The sequence below is a fragment of the Paenibacillus sp. FSL K6-0276 genome (assembly GCF_037977235.1).
Taxonomy (GTDB): Bacteria; Bacillota; Bacilli; order Paenibacillales; family Paenibacillaceae; genus Paenibacillus_AQ.
On record NZ_CP150276.1, the window covers coordinates 227,715 to 246,165 of the forward strand.

At 43.2% G+C, this 18,451-nt stretch carries 17 protein-coding genes and 2 pseudogenes; 13 read left to right on the forward strand and 6 right to left on the reverse strand.

Annotated features, from left to right (window positions below; translation table 11 throughout):
- Positions 1-39 precede the first annotated feature (39 nt).
- From MHH52_RS01095 to MHH52_RS01115, 5 genes and pseudogenes are all read left to right on the forward strand, one after another.
- Positions 40-573 (forward strand): annotated as a pseudogene (locus tag MHH52_RS01095) (SagB family peptide dehydrogenase); the annotation flags it as partial.
- A gap of 103 nt (positions 574-676) precedes the next feature.
- Positions 677-1,633 (forward strand): IS30 family transposase, encoded by a 957-nt coding sequence (locus tag MHH52_RS01100; RefSeq protein WP_340003901.1) that lies wholly within the window; start codon positions 677-679, stop codon positions 1,631-1,633.
- 9 nt (positions 1,634-1,642) lie between these two features.
- Positions 1,643-2,692 (forward strand): annotated as a pseudogene (locus tag MHH52_RS01105) (nitroreductase family protein); the annotation flags it as partial.
- A gap of 390 nt (positions 2,693-3,082) precedes the next feature.
- A complete protein-coding gene (locus tag MHH52_RS01110; protein ID WP_340006101.1) occupies positions 3,083-4,390 on the forward strand; it encodes an aminoacetone oxidase family FAD-binding enzyme in 1,308 nt (435 codons plus the stop codon).
- Between the two features lie 30 nt (positions 4,391-4,420).
- Positions 4,421-5,737: an NAD(P)/FAD-dependent oxidoreductase gene (locus tag MHH52_RS01115; protein WP_340006102.1), complete on the forward strand. Its 1,317-nt coding sequence runs from the start codon at positions 4,421-4,423 to the stop codon at positions 5,735-5,737.
- A gap of 299 nt (positions 5,738-6,036) precedes the next feature.
- On the opposite strand, the gene MHH52_RS01120 is transcribed toward MHH52_RS01115, so the two are convergent.
- Complete coding sequence (locus tag MHH52_RS01120; RefSeq protein WP_340006104.1) at positions 6,037-7,026, reverse strand: zinc-binding dehydrogenase; 990 nt, start codon at positions 7,024-7,026, stop codon at positions 6,037-6,039.
- 128 nt (positions 7,027-7,154) lie between these two features.
- On the opposite strand from MHH52_RS01120, the gene MHH52_RS01125 reads away from it, so the two are divergent.
- Together MHH52_RS01125 and MHH52_RS01130 are read left to right on the forward strand one after the other, a co-directional pair.
- Positions 7,155-8,012 carry a LysR family transcriptional regulator gene (locus tag MHH52_RS01125; protein ID WP_340006105.1) on the forward strand — a complete coding sequence of 286 codons (858 nt, stop codon included), beginning with the start codon at positions 7,155-7,157 and terminating at the stop codon, positions 8,010-8,012.
- Positions 8,013-8,098: 86 nt separating this feature from the next.
- On the forward strand, positions 8,099-9,352 hold the full coding sequence (locus MHH52_RS01130) for a mechanosensitive ion channel domain-containing protein (protein WP_340009438.1): 1,254 nt from the start codon (positions 8,099-8,101) through the stop codon (positions 9,350-9,352).
- A gap of 155 nt (positions 9,353-9,507) precedes the next feature.
- On the opposite strand, the gene MHH52_RS01135 is transcribed toward MHH52_RS01130, so the two are convergent.
- Positions 9,508-9,684, reverse strand: a complete 177-nt coding sequence (locus MHH52_RS01135) for a hypothetical protein (RefSeq protein WP_340006107.1) — start codon at positions 9,682-9,684, stop codon at positions 9,508-9,510.
- A gap of 471 nt (positions 9,685-10,155) precedes the next feature.
- Here MHH52_RS01135 and MHH52_RS01140 point away from each other — a divergent pair, with 471 nt between their 5' ends.
- From MHH52_RS01140 to MHH52_RS01155, 4 genes are all read left to right on the forward strand, one after another.
- Positions 10,156-10,314 carry a hypothetical protein gene (locus MHH52_RS01140; protein WP_340006109.1) on the forward strand — a complete coding sequence of 53 codons (159 nt, stop codon included), beginning with the start codon at positions 10,156-10,158 and terminating at the stop codon, positions 10,312-10,314.
- Between the two features lie 73 nt (positions 10,315-10,387).
- Positions 10,388-11,071, forward strand: coding sequence for a Crp/Fnr family transcriptional regulator (locus tag MHH52_RS01145; protein ID WP_340006111.1), 684 nt, complete (start codon positions 10,388-10,390; stop codon positions 11,069-11,071).
- Between the two features lie 143 nt (positions 11,072-11,214).
- A complete protein-coding gene (locus tag MHH52_RS01150; RefSeq protein WP_340006112.1) occupies positions 11,215-11,838 on the forward strand; it encodes a hypothetical protein in 624 nt (207 codons plus the stop codon).
- A 13-nt stretch (positions 11,839-11,851) separates the two neighbouring features.
- Positions 11,852-13,672, forward strand: a complete 1,821-nt coding sequence (locus MHH52_RS01155) for a cyclic nucleotide-binding domain-containing protein (RefSeq protein ID WP_340006113.1) — start codon at positions 11,852-11,854, stop codon at positions 13,670-13,672.
- Between the two features lie 66 nt (positions 13,673-13,738).
- Here MHH52_RS01155 and MHH52_RS01160 read toward each other — a convergent pair whose 3' ends face one another.
- The 3 genes from MHH52_RS01160 to MHH52_RS01170 all read right to left on the reverse strand — a co-directional run bounded on the left by MHH52_RS01160 (position 13,739) and on the right by MHH52_RS01170 (position 15,415).
- The gene (locus MHH52_RS01160) at positions 13,739-14,071 is read right to left on the reverse strand and encodes a transporter (RefSeq protein ID WP_340006114.1); all 333 of its coding nucleotides are present in this window, start codon (positions 14,069-14,071) and stop codon (positions 13,739-13,741) included.
- Positions 14,072-14,459: 388 nt separating this feature from the next.
- The gene (locus MHH52_RS01165; protein WP_340006115.1) at positions 14,460-14,942 is read right to left on the reverse strand and encodes a hypothetical protein; all 483 of its coding nucleotides are present in this window, start codon (positions 14,940-14,942) and stop codon (positions 14,460-14,462) included.
- On the reverse strand, positions 14,936-15,415 hold the full coding sequence (locus MHH52_RS01170) for a hypothetical protein (protein WP_340006116.1): 480 nt from the start codon (positions 15,413-15,415) through the stop codon (positions 14,936-14,938). The genes MHH52_RS01165 and MHH52_RS01170 overlap by 7 nt, the downstream gene beginning before the upstream one ends.
- Before the next feature lie 101 nt (positions 15,416-15,516).
- Here MHH52_RS01170 and MHH52_RS01175 point away from each other — a divergent pair, with 101 nt between their 5' ends.
- Entirely contained in the window at positions 15,517-16,164 is a 648-nt protein-coding gene (locus MHH52_RS01175) for a 2OG-Fe(II) oxygenase (protein WP_313636596.1), read from the forward strand.
- 154 nt (positions 16,165-16,318) lie between these two features.
- Here the strand turns inward: MHH52_RS01175 and MHH52_RS01180 are convergent, their stop codons facing one another.
- Positions 16,319-16,726: a hypothetical protein gene (locus tag MHH52_RS01180; RefSeq protein WP_340006118.1), complete on the reverse strand. Its 408-nt coding sequence runs from the start codon at positions 16,724-16,726 to the stop codon at positions 16,319-16,321.
- A gap of 304 nt (positions 16,727-17,030) precedes the next feature.
- Between MHH52_RS01180 and MHH52_RS01185 the strand changes: the two genes are divergently transcribed.
- On the forward strand, positions 17,031-18,080 hold the full coding sequence (locus MHH52_RS01185) for a hypothetical protein (protein ID WP_340006120.1): 1,050 nt from the start codon (positions 17,031-17,033) through the stop codon (positions 18,078-18,080).
- Positions 18,081-18,451: the final 371 nt, after the last annotated feature.

Consider the following 18,451-nt stretch of genomic DNA (forward strand, 5'->3'; position numbering starts at 1 on the left):
CGTGGTTGACCACCCTCGTTCATATAAGGAGGGACAAGGATGAGTCTGGAAGCGTTTCTGCACAATCTGCATTATGACATTGATAAGACCAAACCGCCGGACTTGGTGGTGGATTGGGAAGACGGACCGCTTGCATATAAGCTCTATCGCGGTTTGCCCGTGGTTCCGTTATCTCCGGAAGTACCGCTGACGCTCGAAGGCAGTGAAGCGTTGGTGAAGCCCGACCTTCGTCGAATGGGTCATTTTCTCTGGTACGTATTCGGGCTGACTCAATTGTCCCAGTCAGTCCTTGCCTCGAATTCCATGGTGCAAACCATGGGCCTGCTGCAGCTGTATCGGCGATTTTCTCCCTCCGGGGGAGCGTTATATCCGAATGAATTATATGTGTATCTGAAAATAGAGGATTTGCCTGCGGGGGTATATCATTATGATGTGGCGCATCATCGTTTGGTGTTGCTGCGCGAAGGCGACTTCGATTCCTATTTAGCACGGGCTCTTGGTAATCGCTATGACGTGTCCGCTTGCTTTGGTGCTGTATTTGTATCGAGCATGTTTTGGAAAAACTTTTTTAAATGACGGATTGTAATATGAAGTGCGACAGCTAAACAGAGAAAGCCCATGGGGATTCGTGTAGAATGAAGTTACCACACACCATTCACACAAGGAGAATCACACCATGGGTTACACTCATCTTAGCATAACGGAGCGAAGCAAACTAGAAGTACTATACGGATTGGGATGGTCTAGTCGAGCGATTGGGGCAGAACTTGGACGTCATCACTCCGTCATTGCCAGAGAACGGAAGCGAGGAGGCAAGGGAAATACCTATCTTGCTGAGACCGCTCAGATCGCGTATAGCGAACGTCGACAAGGGAGTAAGTCGACAGGTCGTTTCACCGCGGAACTGGCCGGAGAGATCAATGAGAAACTCCGACTTACCTGGTCGCCCGAGCAGATTGCTGAACAGCGTAGAGCCAGTGGTCAACCCTTCGTATGCTTCAAGACGATCTACCGTTGGCTATATGCAGGTCGTCTGGTTGCAGGCGAAGTAAAGGTGCTACGGCATAAGGGTAAACGACGTAAACCACTGGAGACACGTGGTCGATTCCTCGTGGGGAAAACCATTAGTCAACGGCCAAAGGGAGTACGAAAGAGAGATTCCTTCGGGCACTGGGAACTAGATACGGTGGTTTCCAGCCGAGGAAAAAGCCGTGCTTGTGCCGCGACCTTTATCGAGCGCAAGACACGGATGTATCTGGCCGTAAAGATGCCCGACCGTACCGCTCATTCGATGGAGATCGCCTTTGGTGTTGTGGCTAGCCAGTATCCGCAAGAAACTTTCCGAACGGCTACTGCGGATCGAGGAAAGGAATTCGCCTGCTATAGCGCTCTGGAAGCCTTTCATGGACTGGATGTCTACTTTGCTGATCCCTACTCGTCCTGGCAACGAGGGTCTAACGAGAATGGCAACGGACTCCTTCGAGAGTTCTTTCCCAAAGGCCATGATTTTGCACAAGTTTCAGATGAGGAGCTTGCCCACGCCCTAGATCTCATCAACCACCGCCCCCGGAAATGTCTGGGGTGGAAGTCTGCTCACGAATCTTTCATGTCCGAAGTGTCGCACTTAGCTTGACAATCCGTCAAATACAATAACTTTTCCTACCGCCTGCAAGGACTTGATGCGGGTGCGCTGATCGGGCAGCTCTTGGAAGTGGCTAAACGGTTTGGCTTTGCATCGGGGGTGTATTTCCAGTTTCTTGATCGAGGGTTGAATCATCTTCTTGGGGTATCCGAACAAGAGGAAAGCGTGTATGCGGTGATTCCGCTGTCGGTGGAGCCTGGGATCCCTGGGTTTGCCAATAGGAATGAAGGAGAAGGGGGTGTCTCTACCACCGAATTATGCCGGGAGTTGCCAACGGTTCAGCATGATCATTACGTCCGGTCCCGGAGGGTCAAGGAATTTCCGATGTTAATCAAAATGAACGAAGCATCCCTATTCGAATCACTTCAGTCGATACCGCGAATTGGGGAAGAGAAGATCGTTCACTGCGAAGATCAAGTGGTGGCTCTGCCCCATGTGAATCGGTTGTTGTATGATCTGGCGTCAGTAAGCCGAAAGCGGTATTCGCCGGACAGTGATTTTATGTTGAGCAAGGTAAGCCAAGAGCAGCTGGCCTTACTGTTGCAGGAGGCCACGGCTTCCTTCAGGTATTGGAATGATTTAGATGGAGACCATGAGAACTCTGTTTCCCGCGTCTCACTGTACGTATGTCTGTATAACGTTGATGGTATTCCGGAAGGAGCTTACCATTATTATAGTGCTGCTCATGCGTTACGATTGATACGTCATGGGGATCATCGGCTTCAGCTGCAGCAAGGAATGCCTTCCGATAATGTGAACCTGTTCCAAGTACCGCTATGTTTTCATATTGCAGGGAGCAAGGATCATCTTACAACAACGATGGGGTATAGGGGATACCGCATCCAACAGATGGAAGCAGGGATGCTTGTACAGCGTTTGCTGTTAGCAGCATCAGCTATCGGGTTAGGGGGACACCCGCTCCTCGGATTTGATGCCCGATTATGTGATGAGATCTACAAGATGAATTCACAAGGATTAACCAGCCTAATCCAAGTCCCGGTAGGACCCTATCGTCATAGCCCTCGTTTAACGGGAGGGTTGCATGGCTAGAAGAGTATGGGTAAAGCTTCTGTGAATATTATAGTCGTTTAGAGACAGCAAATGAGATGCCGTTAGAAAACATCCGAGTCAGCATATTGCGGCGAATTGTGGATTTGCAAAGCCACGGTTCGGCTCCATTTGAAAGACCCGCTAATATAGCGGGTTTTTTCTTGTTTATGGACTAAATTGTAGCCATCCAGTAGCCATTAGGAAATATAACTGTGATTTATTAAAATCTAAGTAGCCTTAGCCAAAGACTCTATAAAGGGATAAAAAAGGCTAACATAGGATGGGATGAGTTAATAAGGAGATAAATGAAAACCAGTACACTTATGCTATAATTTAATAAAGTGCTTTTGTGCTTTCAGAAAAATTGGATAAAGGATGCATTGACCAACCATGTATGAGAATCAGACTTCTATGCACCACAAGCTGTTTATTATCGGCGCAGGTGCTGCCGGATTAATGGCCGCTGTTACTGCGCGGGATATGGGTATCGATACTGCCATTCTGGAGAGTAACGACCGGATTGGAAAGAAGATATTAATGACAGGTGATGGCCGTTGTAACATCACGAATGAATCCACTGCTAGGGGTACGGATGAAGCGGTCGCTTTATCGCGCAAGTATCATAGTAATCAGCCCGGATTTCCACTTGCGGTATTGGAGCAATTTGGCATTCGTCAGACCATTGATTTTTTCTCCTTTCTCGGGCTTCCGCTTACAAGATTGAAGGATGGATTAATGTATCCGATGTCGCTACAGGCAGCAGCGGTGCTGGATATTTTTCAACTTGCGCTGGAGGATCGGAATGTTCCAGTATACCTTAAGAACAAAGTGTTGGATGTTACTGTTTCAACAGGTCATCCGCGCTTCACGATAAAATGCCAAACCGAGACAGAGGAGGAGGTTATTTATACTAGCGATTATCTACTTCTATCTGCGGGTGGCCTTACCGGTCCGAATGCGGGAAAAGAACCTCCTGGTTATACGCTTGCCGAACGTCTTGGGCACACCCTAGTCGAGCCTTTGCCGGCCATTGTGCAATTGAAGCTGCAATATCCGAATATGAGGGCACTGTCCAGTATCAAATCTCAGGGACAAGCTCATATCATTGTGAACGGTAAAGTCGTCCGCAGTGAACAGGGTGAAATTGCCTTCACGGATTATGGTATTACCGGTCCGCCAATTCTTCAGCTAAGCAGGAAGGCTGCATTTCATCTTGCAAGAGGAGAACAAGTGAAATTATCGGTTGATCTGATGCCGGGCCGCACGGAGAAAGAGTTAGTTGAGTTTTTAGAAAGGCTCTGGGAGACTTTTGGACACCGGACGGTGGTGGATTCCCTCGTTGGCATCTTCAACAAGAAGCTTGTTTCTGTGTTACTAAAGGAGACCGGCTTAGATCAGCAACCACAGCTGCTTTGCCAGGATTTATCGCTGAAAACTAAGGAGAAATTTTATCGGATCTTGAAGCGTTGGGAATTTAAAGTGACGGATACCAATGGCTTTACGAATGCGCAAGTGACAGCCGGCGGCATCGATACGACTGAACTAATCGAAGGAACGCTTGAATCCAAGCTGGTGCCTGGACTTTATTTGGCTGGCGAAGTGATGGATGTGGACGGAGATTTCGGCGGCTATAACCTACAATGGGCATGGAGTTCCGGCTATGCGGCCGCAATGGCGATAGCTAAGCAAATTCAATAAATTTATAGGAAAAGGGATGCATTAATTAACATGTATGAGGATCAGACTTCTAAGCACCACGAACTGTTCATTATCGGTGGAGGTGCTGCAGGTCTAATGGCTGCAGTTACAGCAAGGGACCAAGGTATTGATACAGCAATTATTGAAGGCAATGACCGGCTTGGGAAGAAAATAATAACGACGGGTAATGGGCGTTGCAACATTACGAACGAATCCACGGCGACCGGTACGGATGAAGCGGTCGCTTTATCGCGCAAGTATCACAGCAATCAGTCAGGATTTCCAATACATGTACTGCAGCAATTTGGTGTCCGTCAAACTATCGATTTTTTCTCCTCGCTCGGGCTTCCTCTTGTAAGCTTGGAGGATGGTCGGATGTATCCGATGTCGTTGCAAGCTGCTTCTGTACCGGGTGTTTTTCGGCTTGCGCTGGAGGACCGGAATGTTCCGATCTATTTCAAGAATAAAGTGTTGGATATTACCGTTTCGACGGAACATCCGCGCTTTACGATAAAATGTCAAACGGAGACAGAGGAACAGGTTGTGTATACCAGCGAATACCTTTTTCTATGTGCAGGTGGCCTTACCGCTCCGAAAACGGGAACGGATGGATCCGGTTATACGCTTGTCCAACGTCTGGGGCACACTATGATCGATCCAGTGCCAGGTATTGTACAATTGAAGCTGGATTATCCGTATTTGAAGGAACTATCCGGCATCAAATTCGAGGGACAGGCCCATGTTATAGTAAACAATGAAGTCATCCGCAGTGAGTATGGCGAAATTCTTTTTACGGACTATGGCATCTCGGGCCCGCCAATCCTCCAGCTAAGCAGAAAGGCTGCGTATAATCTCGGAAGAGGAGAATTAGTTACACTGTCGGTTGATTTGATGCCGGACCGCACGGAGGAAGAGGTAATTGATTTTCTGGAAATACACTGGGGGATCTTCGGACACCGGACGGTTGCTGATTCCCTTATTGGCATCGTCAGCAAGAAGTTGATTCCGGTTCTGCTGAAGGAGGCTGGAATTGATCAACAGCTGCATCTGCTTTGTCAGGATCTATCGTGGAAAACCAAGAAAATATTCTATCGAATCTTGAAGCGTTGGGAATTTAAAGTGACCGATACCAATAGCTTCACTAATGCACAAACAACAGCCGGTGGCATCGATACGACTGAGCTAATCGAAGGAACGCTAGAATCTAAGCTAGTGCCTGGGCTGTATTTGGCAGGTGAAGTGATGGATGTCGATGGAGATTGCGGCGGCTATAACCTGCAATGGGCCTGGAGCTCCGGCTATGCCGCCGCGATGGCGCTTGCTAATCGACGTGCTAGCACCACGTAATAGGATAGATGGTTGCTGACTCTTGGCATGTTGCGGTGGAATACTTGCATGCTAATGGATTTGCCATGCCACGGCTCTGCTCCATTTGGAGTAAGTGAAAGACACCTTGAGAGGTGTCTTTTTTCATTTCTTTGATTGTTTTATTTTTTGTGGCGGTAAAGGCTGATAGAAACTTGCGAGCCGCCGCTCACCATATCATCCTGATGAATCCTTATAGGTAAGGATCCGCTCCTTTTATAGAATTGCAGAAAAAGAGGGAGTTATATAATTCTTAATCGGCAATTATCTTTTTCAGAGTCTCAATTAATTTTTATTCCAATATTCCCAGACTGCTCCCCCTGTTGCATTCGCTGAAAGGCTTGAAATGTGTCTTGTAAAGGATACACACTATCAATGATAGGGCGTATCGAGTGGTGTTCCATAAATTCAAGCATCGCAATAAACTCTTCACTGCTTCCCATTGAGGTGCCGATGATACTGATTTGGGGGTAAAATATGGATCGTACTGCTATTTCCATTCGATCTCCTGAGCTTGCTCCAAACGTAACGATACGGCCATTTGGCTTAATGATATCAAAGTACTGTTGGAACGTCGCTGGCCCGATACTATCCAGGATGAGATCCACTGTTTCTCCTTTCATACTTTCCTTCCAATCACTATGACTGTCAAAGGCATGATCTGCCCCATGTGCAAGAGCAACTTGCCTTTTCGTTTCACTTCGTGATGTGACACTGACTCGTGCACCCGCTGCTGAAGCCATAAGCATGGCATAAGTGGCCACACCGCCACCAATACCTGGAATAAGGATATGTTCACCTTGCTGTAAGCGACCTCTTGTGAACAAAGCCCGATAGGCTGTCAAGGCAGACAAGGGCAACACGCCCGCTTCTTCCCAAGACAAATAAGCTGGCTTGCGGACGGCATTTTGCGCAGGGATGATGATAGACTCGGCAAATGTACCATCTGAAGGGCCGCCAACTATGGCCGGAACGTTCGGGACATCGTGGGTGATTTCCCATCCGATACACGGATTAATGATTACATCGGTACCTATTGTAAGGGATGTTATGCCTTCACCTATTGCTTCAATTATACCCGCGCCATCAGAACCCATAATCAGGGGAGCATCCTCATTTGTTCGATCCGCCATGAGAAATAAGTCTCGATGATTTAATCCTGCGGTTTTCAGCCTTACTTTTACTTCGCCGAAGCTTGGCTGTTTGTCAACAACGTCTTCATATGTCAAGCTCTTCAAGCCGTTCATCCCAGCATGTACGATTGCTTTCATCCCAATCCTCCAGTAATTCGTATTTCAATGAATCTATTTTGAATTGTACAGAGTGGGAATCATACAGTAAAATGAACAAAACCGAATGTGAGTATCATAAATGATCATACCAAGCAGGTGACATAGAAATGGAAAGCGGAGATTTAAGAATATTTCAAGCTGTAGCTCGAGCGGGTAGCATAACCAAGGCTGCGCAAATGTTGAATTATGTACAGTCTAATGTGACGACTCGAATTCAGTATCTTGAGGCGCAGTTGAAAACAACCCTTTTTCGGAGATCCAATCGAGGAATGACGCTAACTTCGGCTGGCGAGAATTTACTGGAATATGCGGATAAAATACTGACTCTGTTGGACGAGGCTGTGAAAACTACACAATACTCGGATCATCCTGCAGGGCCTCTTCGGATAGGCTCCATTGAAGCGACAGCAGTCATTCATCTGACTCCTTTATTGGCCGAGTATCAATCACGATATCCAGATGTTAATTTATCGCTCACTACGGGTGTGACACATGCGCTCTTACAAAAGGTGTTGGATTACGAGCTTGATGGAGCGTTCGTCTATGGTCCTGTTGACGATCCAGATATAGAATATATCGCGGCTTTTGAAGAGGAGTTGGTGTTGATCTCTGAGCCGGGAAAAAACGAAATGTGTGAGTTACTCATGAAGCCGATGTTGTTCTTTGACGTTGGATGCACGCATCGGGCAAAAGCAGAGAGTTTTCTGAGAGGCACTGGCCTGACCACTTATCAAATTATGGAATTTGGTACATTAGCAGTTATTTTAGATGGAGTTTCTTCTGGACTCGGTGTGTCTATGCTGCCACGATCATCGATTGCCAAGGCGGAAGAAAAGGGCATAATCGCTTCCCACCGCTTGCCTGAAGAGTACCGAGATTTGCAGGTATGGTTTGTGCATAGACATGACTCGATTTACTCAAGCGCGTTGACAAGGTTAATACAATTAGTTGAAACTAGGCAATAATAGTTAACTGGCAACGATCGAAGCGTTGAATGTTAGTGCTAGACCATTTCATCAAACAATCTAAGAACACGCAGCAGGAGGAAATGATGAATTTTATAAAAGATCAACTAGCAGGTTACGGTGTAAGCGAACAAATGACAGGTTATCTTTCGAATATAATCATGGTCTTATTTATAGCACTACTCTCTGTACTGGCCAATTTAATAGCCAAAAAAATCGTGTTGAAGATAATTATTCATGTCATTAGTAAGGATCGGTATTCGTGGGATAACATCGTTTTGGAGAAAAAAGTGTTTCACAAGCTGTCGCATCTCGCGCCAGCCTTTATCATCTATTATTCTGCGTCTATCTTTCCGCTATATCAGGCTTTTATTGAAAAATCCGCCTTAACTTATATGATTATCGTAACTATCACGGTGTTTGATGCACTACTTAATGCCATCGATGCTATTTATCGCTCGTTTGAGGTCTCCAAGATTAGACCGATCAAGGGGTACATTCAGGTTGCAAAGATTATTCTATTCATCATTGGCGGTATCGTGGTGATCTCGAACCTCATCGGTCAGAATCCTTTGATTATTCTCAGTGGTCTTGGTGCCTTATCGGCTGTTCTAATGCTAATCTTTAAGGACTCCATATTAGGCCTGGTGGCAGGTGTTCAATTATCATCTAATGATATGGTGCGTGTAGGTGACTGGATCGAAATGCCTAAATATAATGCGGATGGTGATGTAATTGACATTACATTGAATACGGTAAAAGTTATGAATTTCGATAAAACAATCACCATGATTCCTAGCTACGCCCTCATTTCAGACTCGTTCAAAAATTGGAGGGGCATGCAAGTATCTGGCGGCAGAAGGATTAAACGAAGCGTCCATATCGATACAAGCAGCATATGCTTTTGTACAAAAGAAATGATGGAGGAATTCCAGAAGATCCACTACCTTACCGATTTTATAAAGACAAGATTAAATGAAATTAACGTCTATAATATCGAACATCAAATCAATACGGAGAGTAAAGTAAACGGAAGACATCTCACGAATGTTGGTGTATTCAGAGAATATATCCATGAATATCTGAGGAATCATCCTAGAATTCATAAGGATATGACGCTGATTGTCAGACAGTTAGCGCCAGAGGATAATGGACTGCCCTTAGAAATCTACGCGTTTAGCAATGATACTAACTGGGTGGTGTATGAATCGGTTCAGGCTGATATCTTTGATCACATTTTTGCAGTTGTACCGATATTTGGGCTTCGTGTCTTCCAAAACCCAACGGGCCATGATATCGCTCACTTAAAAGAAAGCAAAGAGTATTCGTCAGGATACTGAAGATAAGATGGGAGGCCATTGAAACGATTTGCAGGAGAAGGCATTTCTAAATATCAGTAAAAAAGCGACCATCGTGGTCGCTTTTTTACGTTTTTTGCATTTTGAAAAGGATCATAAAGCGTGCGGTTTATTGGGATTCCAAATTTGTTGACACTCTAATGAAAGTTCCCAGATTCATTTTCTGAGAATTTGCCATCGTTGTCATGCAGAGCTTGTTTGCGGCGATCATTACGGGCTTGCTGCTGCTGTTGGGCCTCCAGGCTGTTTACGGGTGTGGCTTCCAGTTCTTTTACCGTGTTGATTAGATTCTTGTCTGGTTGATTTGTGCTCAATTGAAAGCTCCTCCCTTGATTATCTAATGGTTGTGAATTTTATTATGTGCTGGCTACTGTGTGGCTATTCGTGTTGTATTTTCACAAGAGCCTAGGATACATTGCTGAGAGTACGGGTGTATCAATGTTTTGTCCTATAATCATTAACTCAGAATACTGTTAGATGTGAAAAATATGAGTTCCGGAAAAGCTGCTCTAGTCGGACTTAGTGAGTCTGCAGAATTCTTTGTTACCTTCCACCATAACTGGTTCGATCATTCGGACTCCCGTCATCCGCGGATCAGAGTGGCCAGGGGCTCGACTCACCTTTTAAAAGAAGAATCAAACCGTGAGCATCTTTTCGATGGTCCACGCGTTTGATTCTTTTTTTATTACAATCTTGCGGAACATGGATGGAATGACTTCCAGTTACTATAGCCGTTATTTTAATTGTTATATCCTGGCGAGGTTTTTAATCCATAAAATGTAAAAATGTCACATGATAATTTGATGACTGCTGTCACTATTTATCTCAATTTAAAAGAATTACAATATAGGATGGTCCTGAAGCTTGCCGGCATGGAAACAACGATAGATGATCGTGAAGCCGCCCAGCAGCTTAGCGCATTCAAAGACAATCGGATAGATTAAGCTGAAAATGCAATTATGAAATCGATTCAATCATTAAAAAATTTATTACTCACACTGGAGGCAGCTATTGAAGATGAACCCACAACTGTTACGAGATTTCCCGTTCTTCGAACATCTGGACGATGAATATTTAGCTGAAATTGCCAAGTTATGTAGTGAGCGTATTTATATAAAAGGAGAGTCCATCTTTTTTGAAGGTGAAGAGGGAGAGGAACTCTATCTGGTTATATCTGGAGTTGTTCAAATCTATCAAGATAACCACTCTAGGGATGTAATCCTTTCTATTTTTAGAGAAGGTGATTTCTTTGGAGAGATGGCTTTGTTGCAAAATGAAAGAGCACGCTCTGCTTCTGCAAGGACCATTGAGAAGTCCACCTTATGTATTCTGAAAAAACGCGATTTCATTCCCTTATTAAAAAGTAATCCGGAAATACTGATTGGCATTTTGGAAACAGCCTTAGATCGTCTACGTGATGCCAATAAATTAATAACGGACTTGACCGTTCTCGATGTGCGTACGCGTATTGCTCGCGTGTTGTTACGTCTAACAGAACAGCATGGAGTGTCCTCTGATGAAGGCGTTTTAATCGATTTGAAACTAACGCATCAACACCTGGCAGATATGACAGGAACGGCGCGCGAGACCGTGACAAAATCATTGCTTGAATTACAGAATGAGCAGTTGATACGTATTGATCAGAGGAAAATACTCGTGTGTAACATAGATAGACTTAGAAATATACTTGACGTAATTTGAGTTCGAATATTTGGAAATTGTAATTGGGGTTACAGACCATTAATCACCCTAAATGATATAACAATATTAACAAAGAAAGCGCATATTTGGATTTATTAATCGTAACGACACAATATCATCAATAAATGAAAAGAGGGAATGGAATGAGTGTAAAAAAATTGGTTTTATCTATGTCAGGTACTTTTGTACTGGGGATCATTGTAGGCGGGGCCTTGTTATATAACAATTCGGTTTATAACTCTGTTAAGGATGCGCTGAATGGAAATGCCACGCAAAATTCAGTAGGTAGCGTTAATATGGGTGGTATGACACAGGTTAACATTCAGGGTATGGATCTTGAAACAGCAATGATGGCTGTACAGAGTAGTCGTTCAAGTATGTTAGATGATCAGCTGAAAAATCAAATCACAGCCGTACAAGCCCAGAATGATAAAATCTCAAAACTGAATCAATTGTTGGGAGTTATCAATGAAGAGCTAGGGAAGCTTCCTTCAGGTGCTGAGGCTGACGCTGCTGTGAAGCTGGCAGATGACAAGGGCGCCATGTTTACTGCTATGAGTATGGCTATACCGCAAACAAAAGGGGAACTTGAGAATCTGTTGGGGCAAATCAAGTCAGAGATTGATAGTGCAAGCAATAGTCAGCAAATGGACATGCTGCGCTTACAAAGTTTATCGAATAAACGTAACGAAGCCTTCGATACAATGACAAATTTTATTAAAAAAATGGATGATTCCAGAAGTAGTGTTATAGGAAATATGCGGTGATGAGTTAAAAACTATGATACCCAATGTTGCAGTCGATTTTCTGCGTAATCATCCGTTGTTACGAGGCATTCCTGATGCTGAGCTACGAAATGTAATTAACGCTATAAAACTTGTGTCTTTAGAGGATGGACAGCGACTTCTTATGGAAGAGTCCACCTCTAAGGACTGTTTCATTATATGGCAAGGGAAAGTGCAGGTCACCTCGGTTAACTTAGTTGGGAAGGCACTGCTCTTGGCTGAACTTGGACCGGGAGAGTTAGTCGGAGAGATCGGTCTTATTCGGAACGTACAAAGATCAGCTAGTGTTACGGCAATTGGGCCAGTAAAAGCGTTGCGTTTAGACCGTCCGTCGTTCGAATATTTGGCGAACCTGAGTCCGTTATTTTACGAGAGTGTGCTTGTGAACATACGGATCCGAATGATCCATAGTATGCTTCGCAAAGCGACAATCTGGTCGGTCATCCCTGATGCTGAACTTCGGGGACTTGCAGAGATTACAACGATCAAGAAAATAACGAAGGGCGAAGAGATTATCGTGGAAGGTGCGGTAATGGATCAATTTCACATGATTAGTAGCGGGAGTATCGAACTTCGCGGTCAAAAGCGGCGTAAGACTGTTCTTCGAGAAGGGGATTTTTATGGAGAGACAGAGTTACTAACAGACACGGCTTCCTCGCACACGTTGATCGCGGTAGAAGATAGTGAATTACTGATCATGGGCAAGTTAGAATTCTTAACTATACTCGACTATTACGCTCCGGTTCGTCAACAGCTCATTGAGTTTCTAAATTTACGAACACCCCATCTGATGGAGAAAGTTACAATTGCTTTCGGCGAGGAGTCAGTTGCCCGGGATAATGAATCGGTACCTAAAGCCAAAGACAAGTGGATGGAGCAATTACTGTGGCTGGTAGGTGGATTCCTTGTCTTATCCTTCTTGGCACTATTCCTTCATAGCCAATGGTGGAAGATCTCCGCCTTAATTGTTGGAGGAGTGGTGGGTCCTGTAGCATTCGTAGCTTTTGTGAGAAGTCAGCAGTTAATAGGCTTTCGTCAGATGAGGCTTGGTTTAGTTTTTGTGTCTACCGCGATTGTTGCTATCCCGCTGGCTTGGTATTTAGAGCGGATTTGGCTTTTTGAAGTAAAAGAAAATTCCTTTGACTTTTCGCAGCTTTACGTACCTTTGTCTGTAGCTCTAATAGAAGAAACTGCTAAATTATTAATCTGTGTGATGCTCCTTCGAATGCGAAAAATTCAGTTTCTGATGGATGCAGTGGTGTTTGGTGCCGCAGCAGGAATGGGCTTCGCTGCAGTGGAAAGTATTATTTATGGATGGGTGCATATAGACGAGGCCTCTTCACTTGGGATGCTCGCAGTTCTATGGATTAGAGCCTTATTATCGCCCTTTGGTCATGGAACGTGGACTGCGATTGCAACTGTGGGGATATGGTATGCAAGTAGCATACATAAGGACTCGAACCTGGGGAACGGCAATTCATGGACAAGATGGCGACGTGCAATTGGGATGTTCTTGGCAGCAGTTGTGATGCATGCACTATGGAATTATCACTTTGAATCGGGTCTGATTAAGGCGGGTGCTATGACCGTAGTCGGGTTTATGGGCCTCTATTTATTGTTCTCACTCATTCGCAGGGGGAGAAGAGAGGAGTTCCATGCATTGAATCTGCTAAATCCAACCACGCATGAGGCAATAAGGCATGACGATCAAGTGAAGCCTATGACGCAGGAGCTTTATTGTGAAGGCTGCGGGTCAATGTCTCCTCAGGGTACACGCTACTGTGCACGCTGTGGCCAGGCATTAAGGATTAAATGATAGTTAACTCTAACGTAGAGCCAAAAGCTCCATTCCTAGTGGAACGGAGCTTTTTTGCGTGCTCATTTAGAAACATGTAAAGGATTGGATGGACTGCAAGCTCAATCCAGTATACATCCAAAACCTTCCGTTCCACTGAAACCCTGCAACCGAGGTGCGCCCTACGAAAACCGGGTAAAACCAGAATTGATTTCTATTCACGAGCCAAACGTACGTATTCCGAAACAAACAACCAGCAATTGCTCCCGGGTCGACAGCAAAGGGCGAAACCGCAGGTTGCTGAGGAATGAATCCCGGGGGAGGTGAGCTGGGTGCCGTGAGTCCTGGTTGCCCCGGTTGCCCAGGTTGCCCTGGGAAACCTGGGAATCCTGAGGGGATTGGAGGTGGTAAAAATGACATGATCTTGTCACTCCTTAATGGATAGGCTAAAACATTGTATGTAGGAGCGGAGATAAGTGAATGGGCGTATCGAATATTTTCTTAATGCGTTTCGCGGGGGATAAAATGTTTCTTGGATTATGCATTAAGGCTCCCGAGGAGCCTTGATTCTTTCTATTTTAGCAAAGGAGATTTCTTTGGAGAGATGGATTTGCTGCAAAATGAAAGAGTGCGCTCTGCTTCCGCGAGGACTATTGCCGATTTCAGGTGTAGAAATATTAGGGTTTTTGTTCATTTTAATAAGAGTTATGCTATCTACGTATCAACGAAAAATGTGATATAAGCGAACGATGGGCTGATTTTTTAGTGAATCTTCGTTGGGACAAGCATTCGCCTCGGCTCCATATGGTCAAGTCGCATAGCTTAACCCGTGCAGACGAATATCGTTTAATTCTTCTGTTGTAAAATTGCCACTCTTATATAAGTGTATATATTCTAGACTGACAGATGAATCAAATATCAACAAATCATCTGTGTTTATCGTTACCTTTACTCCGTGATCTATTAATGTCCTTAACTGCGGAAAAGAATAATCTTGTATTCTTCCTAGCATCAGATTGCTGGTAGGACATATATGTAACGTGATGTTTTTTTCATTTAACATTGCCATAAGTTCAGGACTTTCAGATGCTGATATGCCATGCTGAATGTCTTGCACCTCTAATTCCACCAATGCTCTAATAATATTCTGATATTCTGTAAATTCCCCAATATGCGTTTTTGTATTCATTCCTTGTGTTTTGCATGTTCTAAACAAATCACTAAACTGGGAAGAGGGCAGTTTTTCATCTCCAATTAGATCAATGGATTTGAAATATTTCATCTTCAGCATTTTAATACGGTGTCGATTTGATGTTGATTCAATTCTAGATTTTCACTTCTGTATATAGATATTTCAGGAATAAATGTGATATTGGGTGTGATGGAGCTCCTGTAAAACTCAATAGTATCGATGAATTGCTCCATGCTGTTATCAAAATATTGTATATCACCAGGACCAATACTCAGACAATAAACGAGAAGATTTTCTCTCTTAGCTTCTTCAAATGCACTCCTAATTTTCATCTCAAAGGTTTCTTTTGTGGGCGTCAACCATTGGATATTAGACCTGTACCAGCTATCCATCTCAGCTAATGTGCTCACCTTTTGAAAAGGGGGAATGCTTACGTCTAACCATTTTTCTAAATCGTGCTTGTTTGCACCTCTCGATTGATGATTATGTAAGTCGGATTTTGGTATTTTCTTCAATTCATCTAATCGATTCTCTTGCAAGGCTTTAATAAATCTTTGAGATTCGATATCCATTGTTGACCTCCCTAACATGTTCTGAAGTTAATTGAGCGAAAAAAACCATTTTATGGTATGTTTTTGTGTGATGGATGTTATAACTTGGGAGCTGTATAAGGATGATAGGGAATACGACAGACAAAGAACGGACGATATTTGATCATGTCGGAAATACGATCAAGACAGAAGATCGAGAGATTCGAATTCTTGCCAAGTATGAGGAACCGCTGGTTGTCTTACTAGGAAATGTGCTTAGCGATGAGGAATGCAATGAGCTAATTGAATATTCTAGGGAACGATTGCAACGTTCAAGAATAGGCGAAGACCGTGCGGTCAATCAAATTAGAACGAGTAGTGGTGTGTTCTGTGAGGAAAACGCCACGGTTACAAGAATCGAGAAACGATTCTCTCAAATTATGAATATTCCTATCGAGCATGGTGATGGCTTGCAAGTTCTGCTGTATATCCCTGGTCAAGAGTATCTACCCCATCATGATTTCTTCACACAAACGAGTCGAGCAAGTAGCAATAATCGAATTAGTACGCTTGTGATGTATTTAAATGATGTAGAGGAAGGCGGAGAAACAGCGTTCCCTATGCTTAATTTATCAGTGTATCCTAACAAAGGTATGGCGGTCTACTTCGAATATTTTTACGATAATCATGAATTAAACGAGTTTACCTTGCATGCAGGTACACCAGTAATCAAAGGCGAAAAGTGGGTTGCAACGATGTGGATGAGAAGACAAGCCCTTCGCTCATCTTAGATGTATGAACATGTACTTAGTGATTACATTAAGTAGATGAACTAAAGGATTGTATTTTTTTGGCTCTCACTTACTATAATCGAAAACACATCTCCATATGGAATAAAGCGAAAGACACCTTAATGGGTGTCTTTTTTCGTTTTAACGGCAAAGTCTATTCCACCAAAACACCATTAATGAACGTTATAGTCTTATCTTTGAATTCAAGGATAAGCTTGTTTGGAAAATTCAGATTGGTATGAATCTCTGCCCCCAACATAACTTTTTTTCCTACATCATCAAAGGGGTTATGAAGTAATCCTCTAGGCGTATACCTTGTTTCGGAACCTATCACATTATTATTTTCATCGCGGATAAATTTAGTTTTCCCTGAGAATATCAAGTCCTTGCCGTTTTCCAAAGTTAGATGAACTTCTAAACGACTCTTTGTCTTCTGATAATCGATGGTCACATCTTTAGAAGATACAGGAAAACCAATAACAAAAAGTCCAATAAGGGCTGTAGCCAGTAGGAGTACCGATAAAATGGAAAGGATGAGCGTCTTAATATTTTTCTTTTTCACCTTTTTAAAATAATTAAGTTTCTTAACCTCCTCATGTATATATCCGAAAAAGACTAGTTTCGTTACACAGAAAAATTCGAATATACTAAATTAGAATGGCAACAAAACAATTATGAATATATACAACGTACATTAGTCTGATGAAAAAACGATGTTAACGATCGACCGATTGCTCGTGTATTTCCTAATATGCATCTTAGAGATATTATATTGCAATCGAACAAACTTTTTAACCCCGTTGCAACGTCTGTACTATATCAAGAGAAAACATCTCATAAATCATAAAAAGAAAGTAGGAATTAACATGAATATCAAAAAAGTCCTCACAAGCACTATGATCGCATCGCTCGTACTCAGCGGAACCGCTATGGCCGCGAGCAATAATAGCTTTAAGCTGCCATCCAACATGCACAAGCTGGTGCAGAAACAAGTCGACGTGACCGGTGACAAAAAAGCAGACGTTATCACGCTCTATGGCCACAAGGAAAAGAAAAGCGACATATATAATGATGACTTGCTGCTTGTCATTCAAAATTCGAAGACGAAGAAAACGACTTCTGTTTCGCTGAATGACGGCGGGTATTCCCCTGAGCTTCTGATTCAGGATCTTAACAATGATAAAGTCGCTGACATCATGGTTAATGCAGATACAGGTGGAAGCGGCGGTTATATTACCAGCCATATTTACACTTTAAAAAACAACAAGCCTTCAGAAATCTCACTCCCGGGAATTGCCAAAGGTAAGATAGGCGTGGAGGGAAATGGCTTCATTAAGCTGAAACCAATCGTTCTGAACAAAAAAGGCACTCACGGTTTGCAGGGTGTTGAGAGAGTTGGAACTACTGCTTCGGATACAACCTCTTACGTTACTTCCAACTGGAAATGGAATAAGGGCAAATGGGAACTGATCGGTAAAAAAATTACAAAGCCAAAGAATGAATCGAATTCGTCTAAGGACAATGTGAAAAGCACGATTTACAAAAATTCCGAAGCAAACTTCAGCGTAGAAATTCCTTCTTCCTGGAATGGCAGCTATAAGGTGCGCGCTGAAAAGTCCGACAGCATGTACCCAACGGCTAAGCATGTCGTTTACTTTGATTACACAACGAAGGATAAAAAAGATTCCCAAACGTTAATTGCAATCTCTGTTTTTGCACAGAACGATTGGAATAAGCTTTCCGATGATGACAAGAGTCAAATCGGAGGTACAATTGCTGAGGAAAACGGTATGATATATGTAGTTACAACACCTCAATCCAACCCGTTTGACTCTCAATCGGCCGACGGGAAAAAGTTTGATCAAATGTACGGTGATTTGAACCTGGAAAAAGCTTTTTCGATTCTAAAAAAATAGCCCTATGAACGGTTAAGCCTGCCTCCACCTAATTAACCCGACCTTATGAGGTCGGGTTTTCATCTTGAGCTTGTGGGCATGTACTGGCTGGAAGATCCAAGTAAGAGACGATACACTAGTAACAGAAGCAAGATCGTTTGAGATATATCAAAACAAGCCCGATCGGCTTGTTCCTGTGTAAAGAGGATCTTTAGAAAAATAAAATCATGGATACTTTCAATTATTTCGATTGAAATTTGTGAACAATTTCTGAATATTATGAAAATCTTTCGCTTTTTTTATTTACATAAATAGACATTCATATATACATGGTATATATTGGTTGTAGTATTTATATACTATTTTTCGACACCTTCTGTGTACTCTATTAT

Bases quoted from the DNA above. Each gene is read 5' to 3' on its own strand.
- MHH52_RS01145 (WP_340006111.1), top strand. From the start codon at position 10,388: ATGAACCCACAACTGTTACGAGATTTCCCGTTCTTCGAACATCTGGAC.
- MHH52_RS01155 (WP_340006113.1), top strand. From the start codon at position 11,852: ATGATACCCAATGTTGCAGTCGATTTTCTGCGTAATCATCCGTTGTTA.
- MHH52_RS01185 (WP_340006120.1), top strand. From the start codon at position 17,031: ATGAATATCAAAAAAGTCCTCACAAGCACTATGATCGCATCGCTCGTA.
- MHH52_RS01140 (WP_340006109.1), top strand. From the start codon at position 10,156: ATGTCACATGATAATTTGATGACTGCTGTCACTATTTATCTCAATTTA.
- MHH52_RS01175 (WP_313636596.1), top strand. From the start codon at position 15,517: ATGATAGGGAATACGACAGACAAAGAACGGACGATATTTGATCATGTC.
- MHH52_RS01100 (WP_340003901.1), top strand. From the start codon at position 677: ATGGGTTACACTCATCTTAGCATAACGGAGCGAAGCAAACTAGAAGTA.
- MHH52_RS01130 (WP_340009438.1), top strand. From the start codon at position 8,099: ATGAATTTTATAAAAGATCAACTAGCAGGTTACGGTGTAAGCGAACAA.
- MHH52_RS01170 (WP_340006116.1), bottom strand. From the start codon at position 15,415: ATGGATATCGAATCTCAAAGATTTATTAAAGCCTTGCAAGAGAATCGA.
- MHH52_RS01125 (WP_340006105.1), top strand. From the start codon at position 7,155: ATGGAAAGCGGAGATTTAAGAATATTTCAAGCTGTAGCTCGAGCGGGT.
- MHH52_RS01115 (WP_340006102.1), top strand. From the start codon at position 4,421: ATGTATGAGGATCAGACTTCTAAGCACCACGAACTGTTCATTATCGGT.
- MHH52_RS01150 (WP_340006112.1), top strand. From the start codon at position 11,215: ATGAGTGTAAAAAAATTGGTTTTATCTATGTCAGGTACTTTTGTACTG.
- MHH52_RS01165 (WP_340006115.1), bottom strand. From the start codon at position 14,942: ATGCTGAAGATGAAATATTTCAAATCCATTGATCTAATTGGAGATGAA.
- MHH52_RS01110 (WP_340006101.1), top strand. From the start codon at position 3,083: ATGTATGAGAATCAGACTTCTATGCACCACAAGCTGTTTATTATCGGC.
- MHH52_RS01160 (WP_340006114.1), bottom strand. From the start codon at position 14,071: ATGTCATTTTTACCACCTCCAATCCCCTCAGGATTCCCAGGTTTCCCA.
- MHH52_RS01120 (WP_340006104.1), bottom strand. From the start codon at position 7,026: ATGAAAGCAATCGTACATGCTGGGATGAACGGCTTGAAGAGCTTGACA.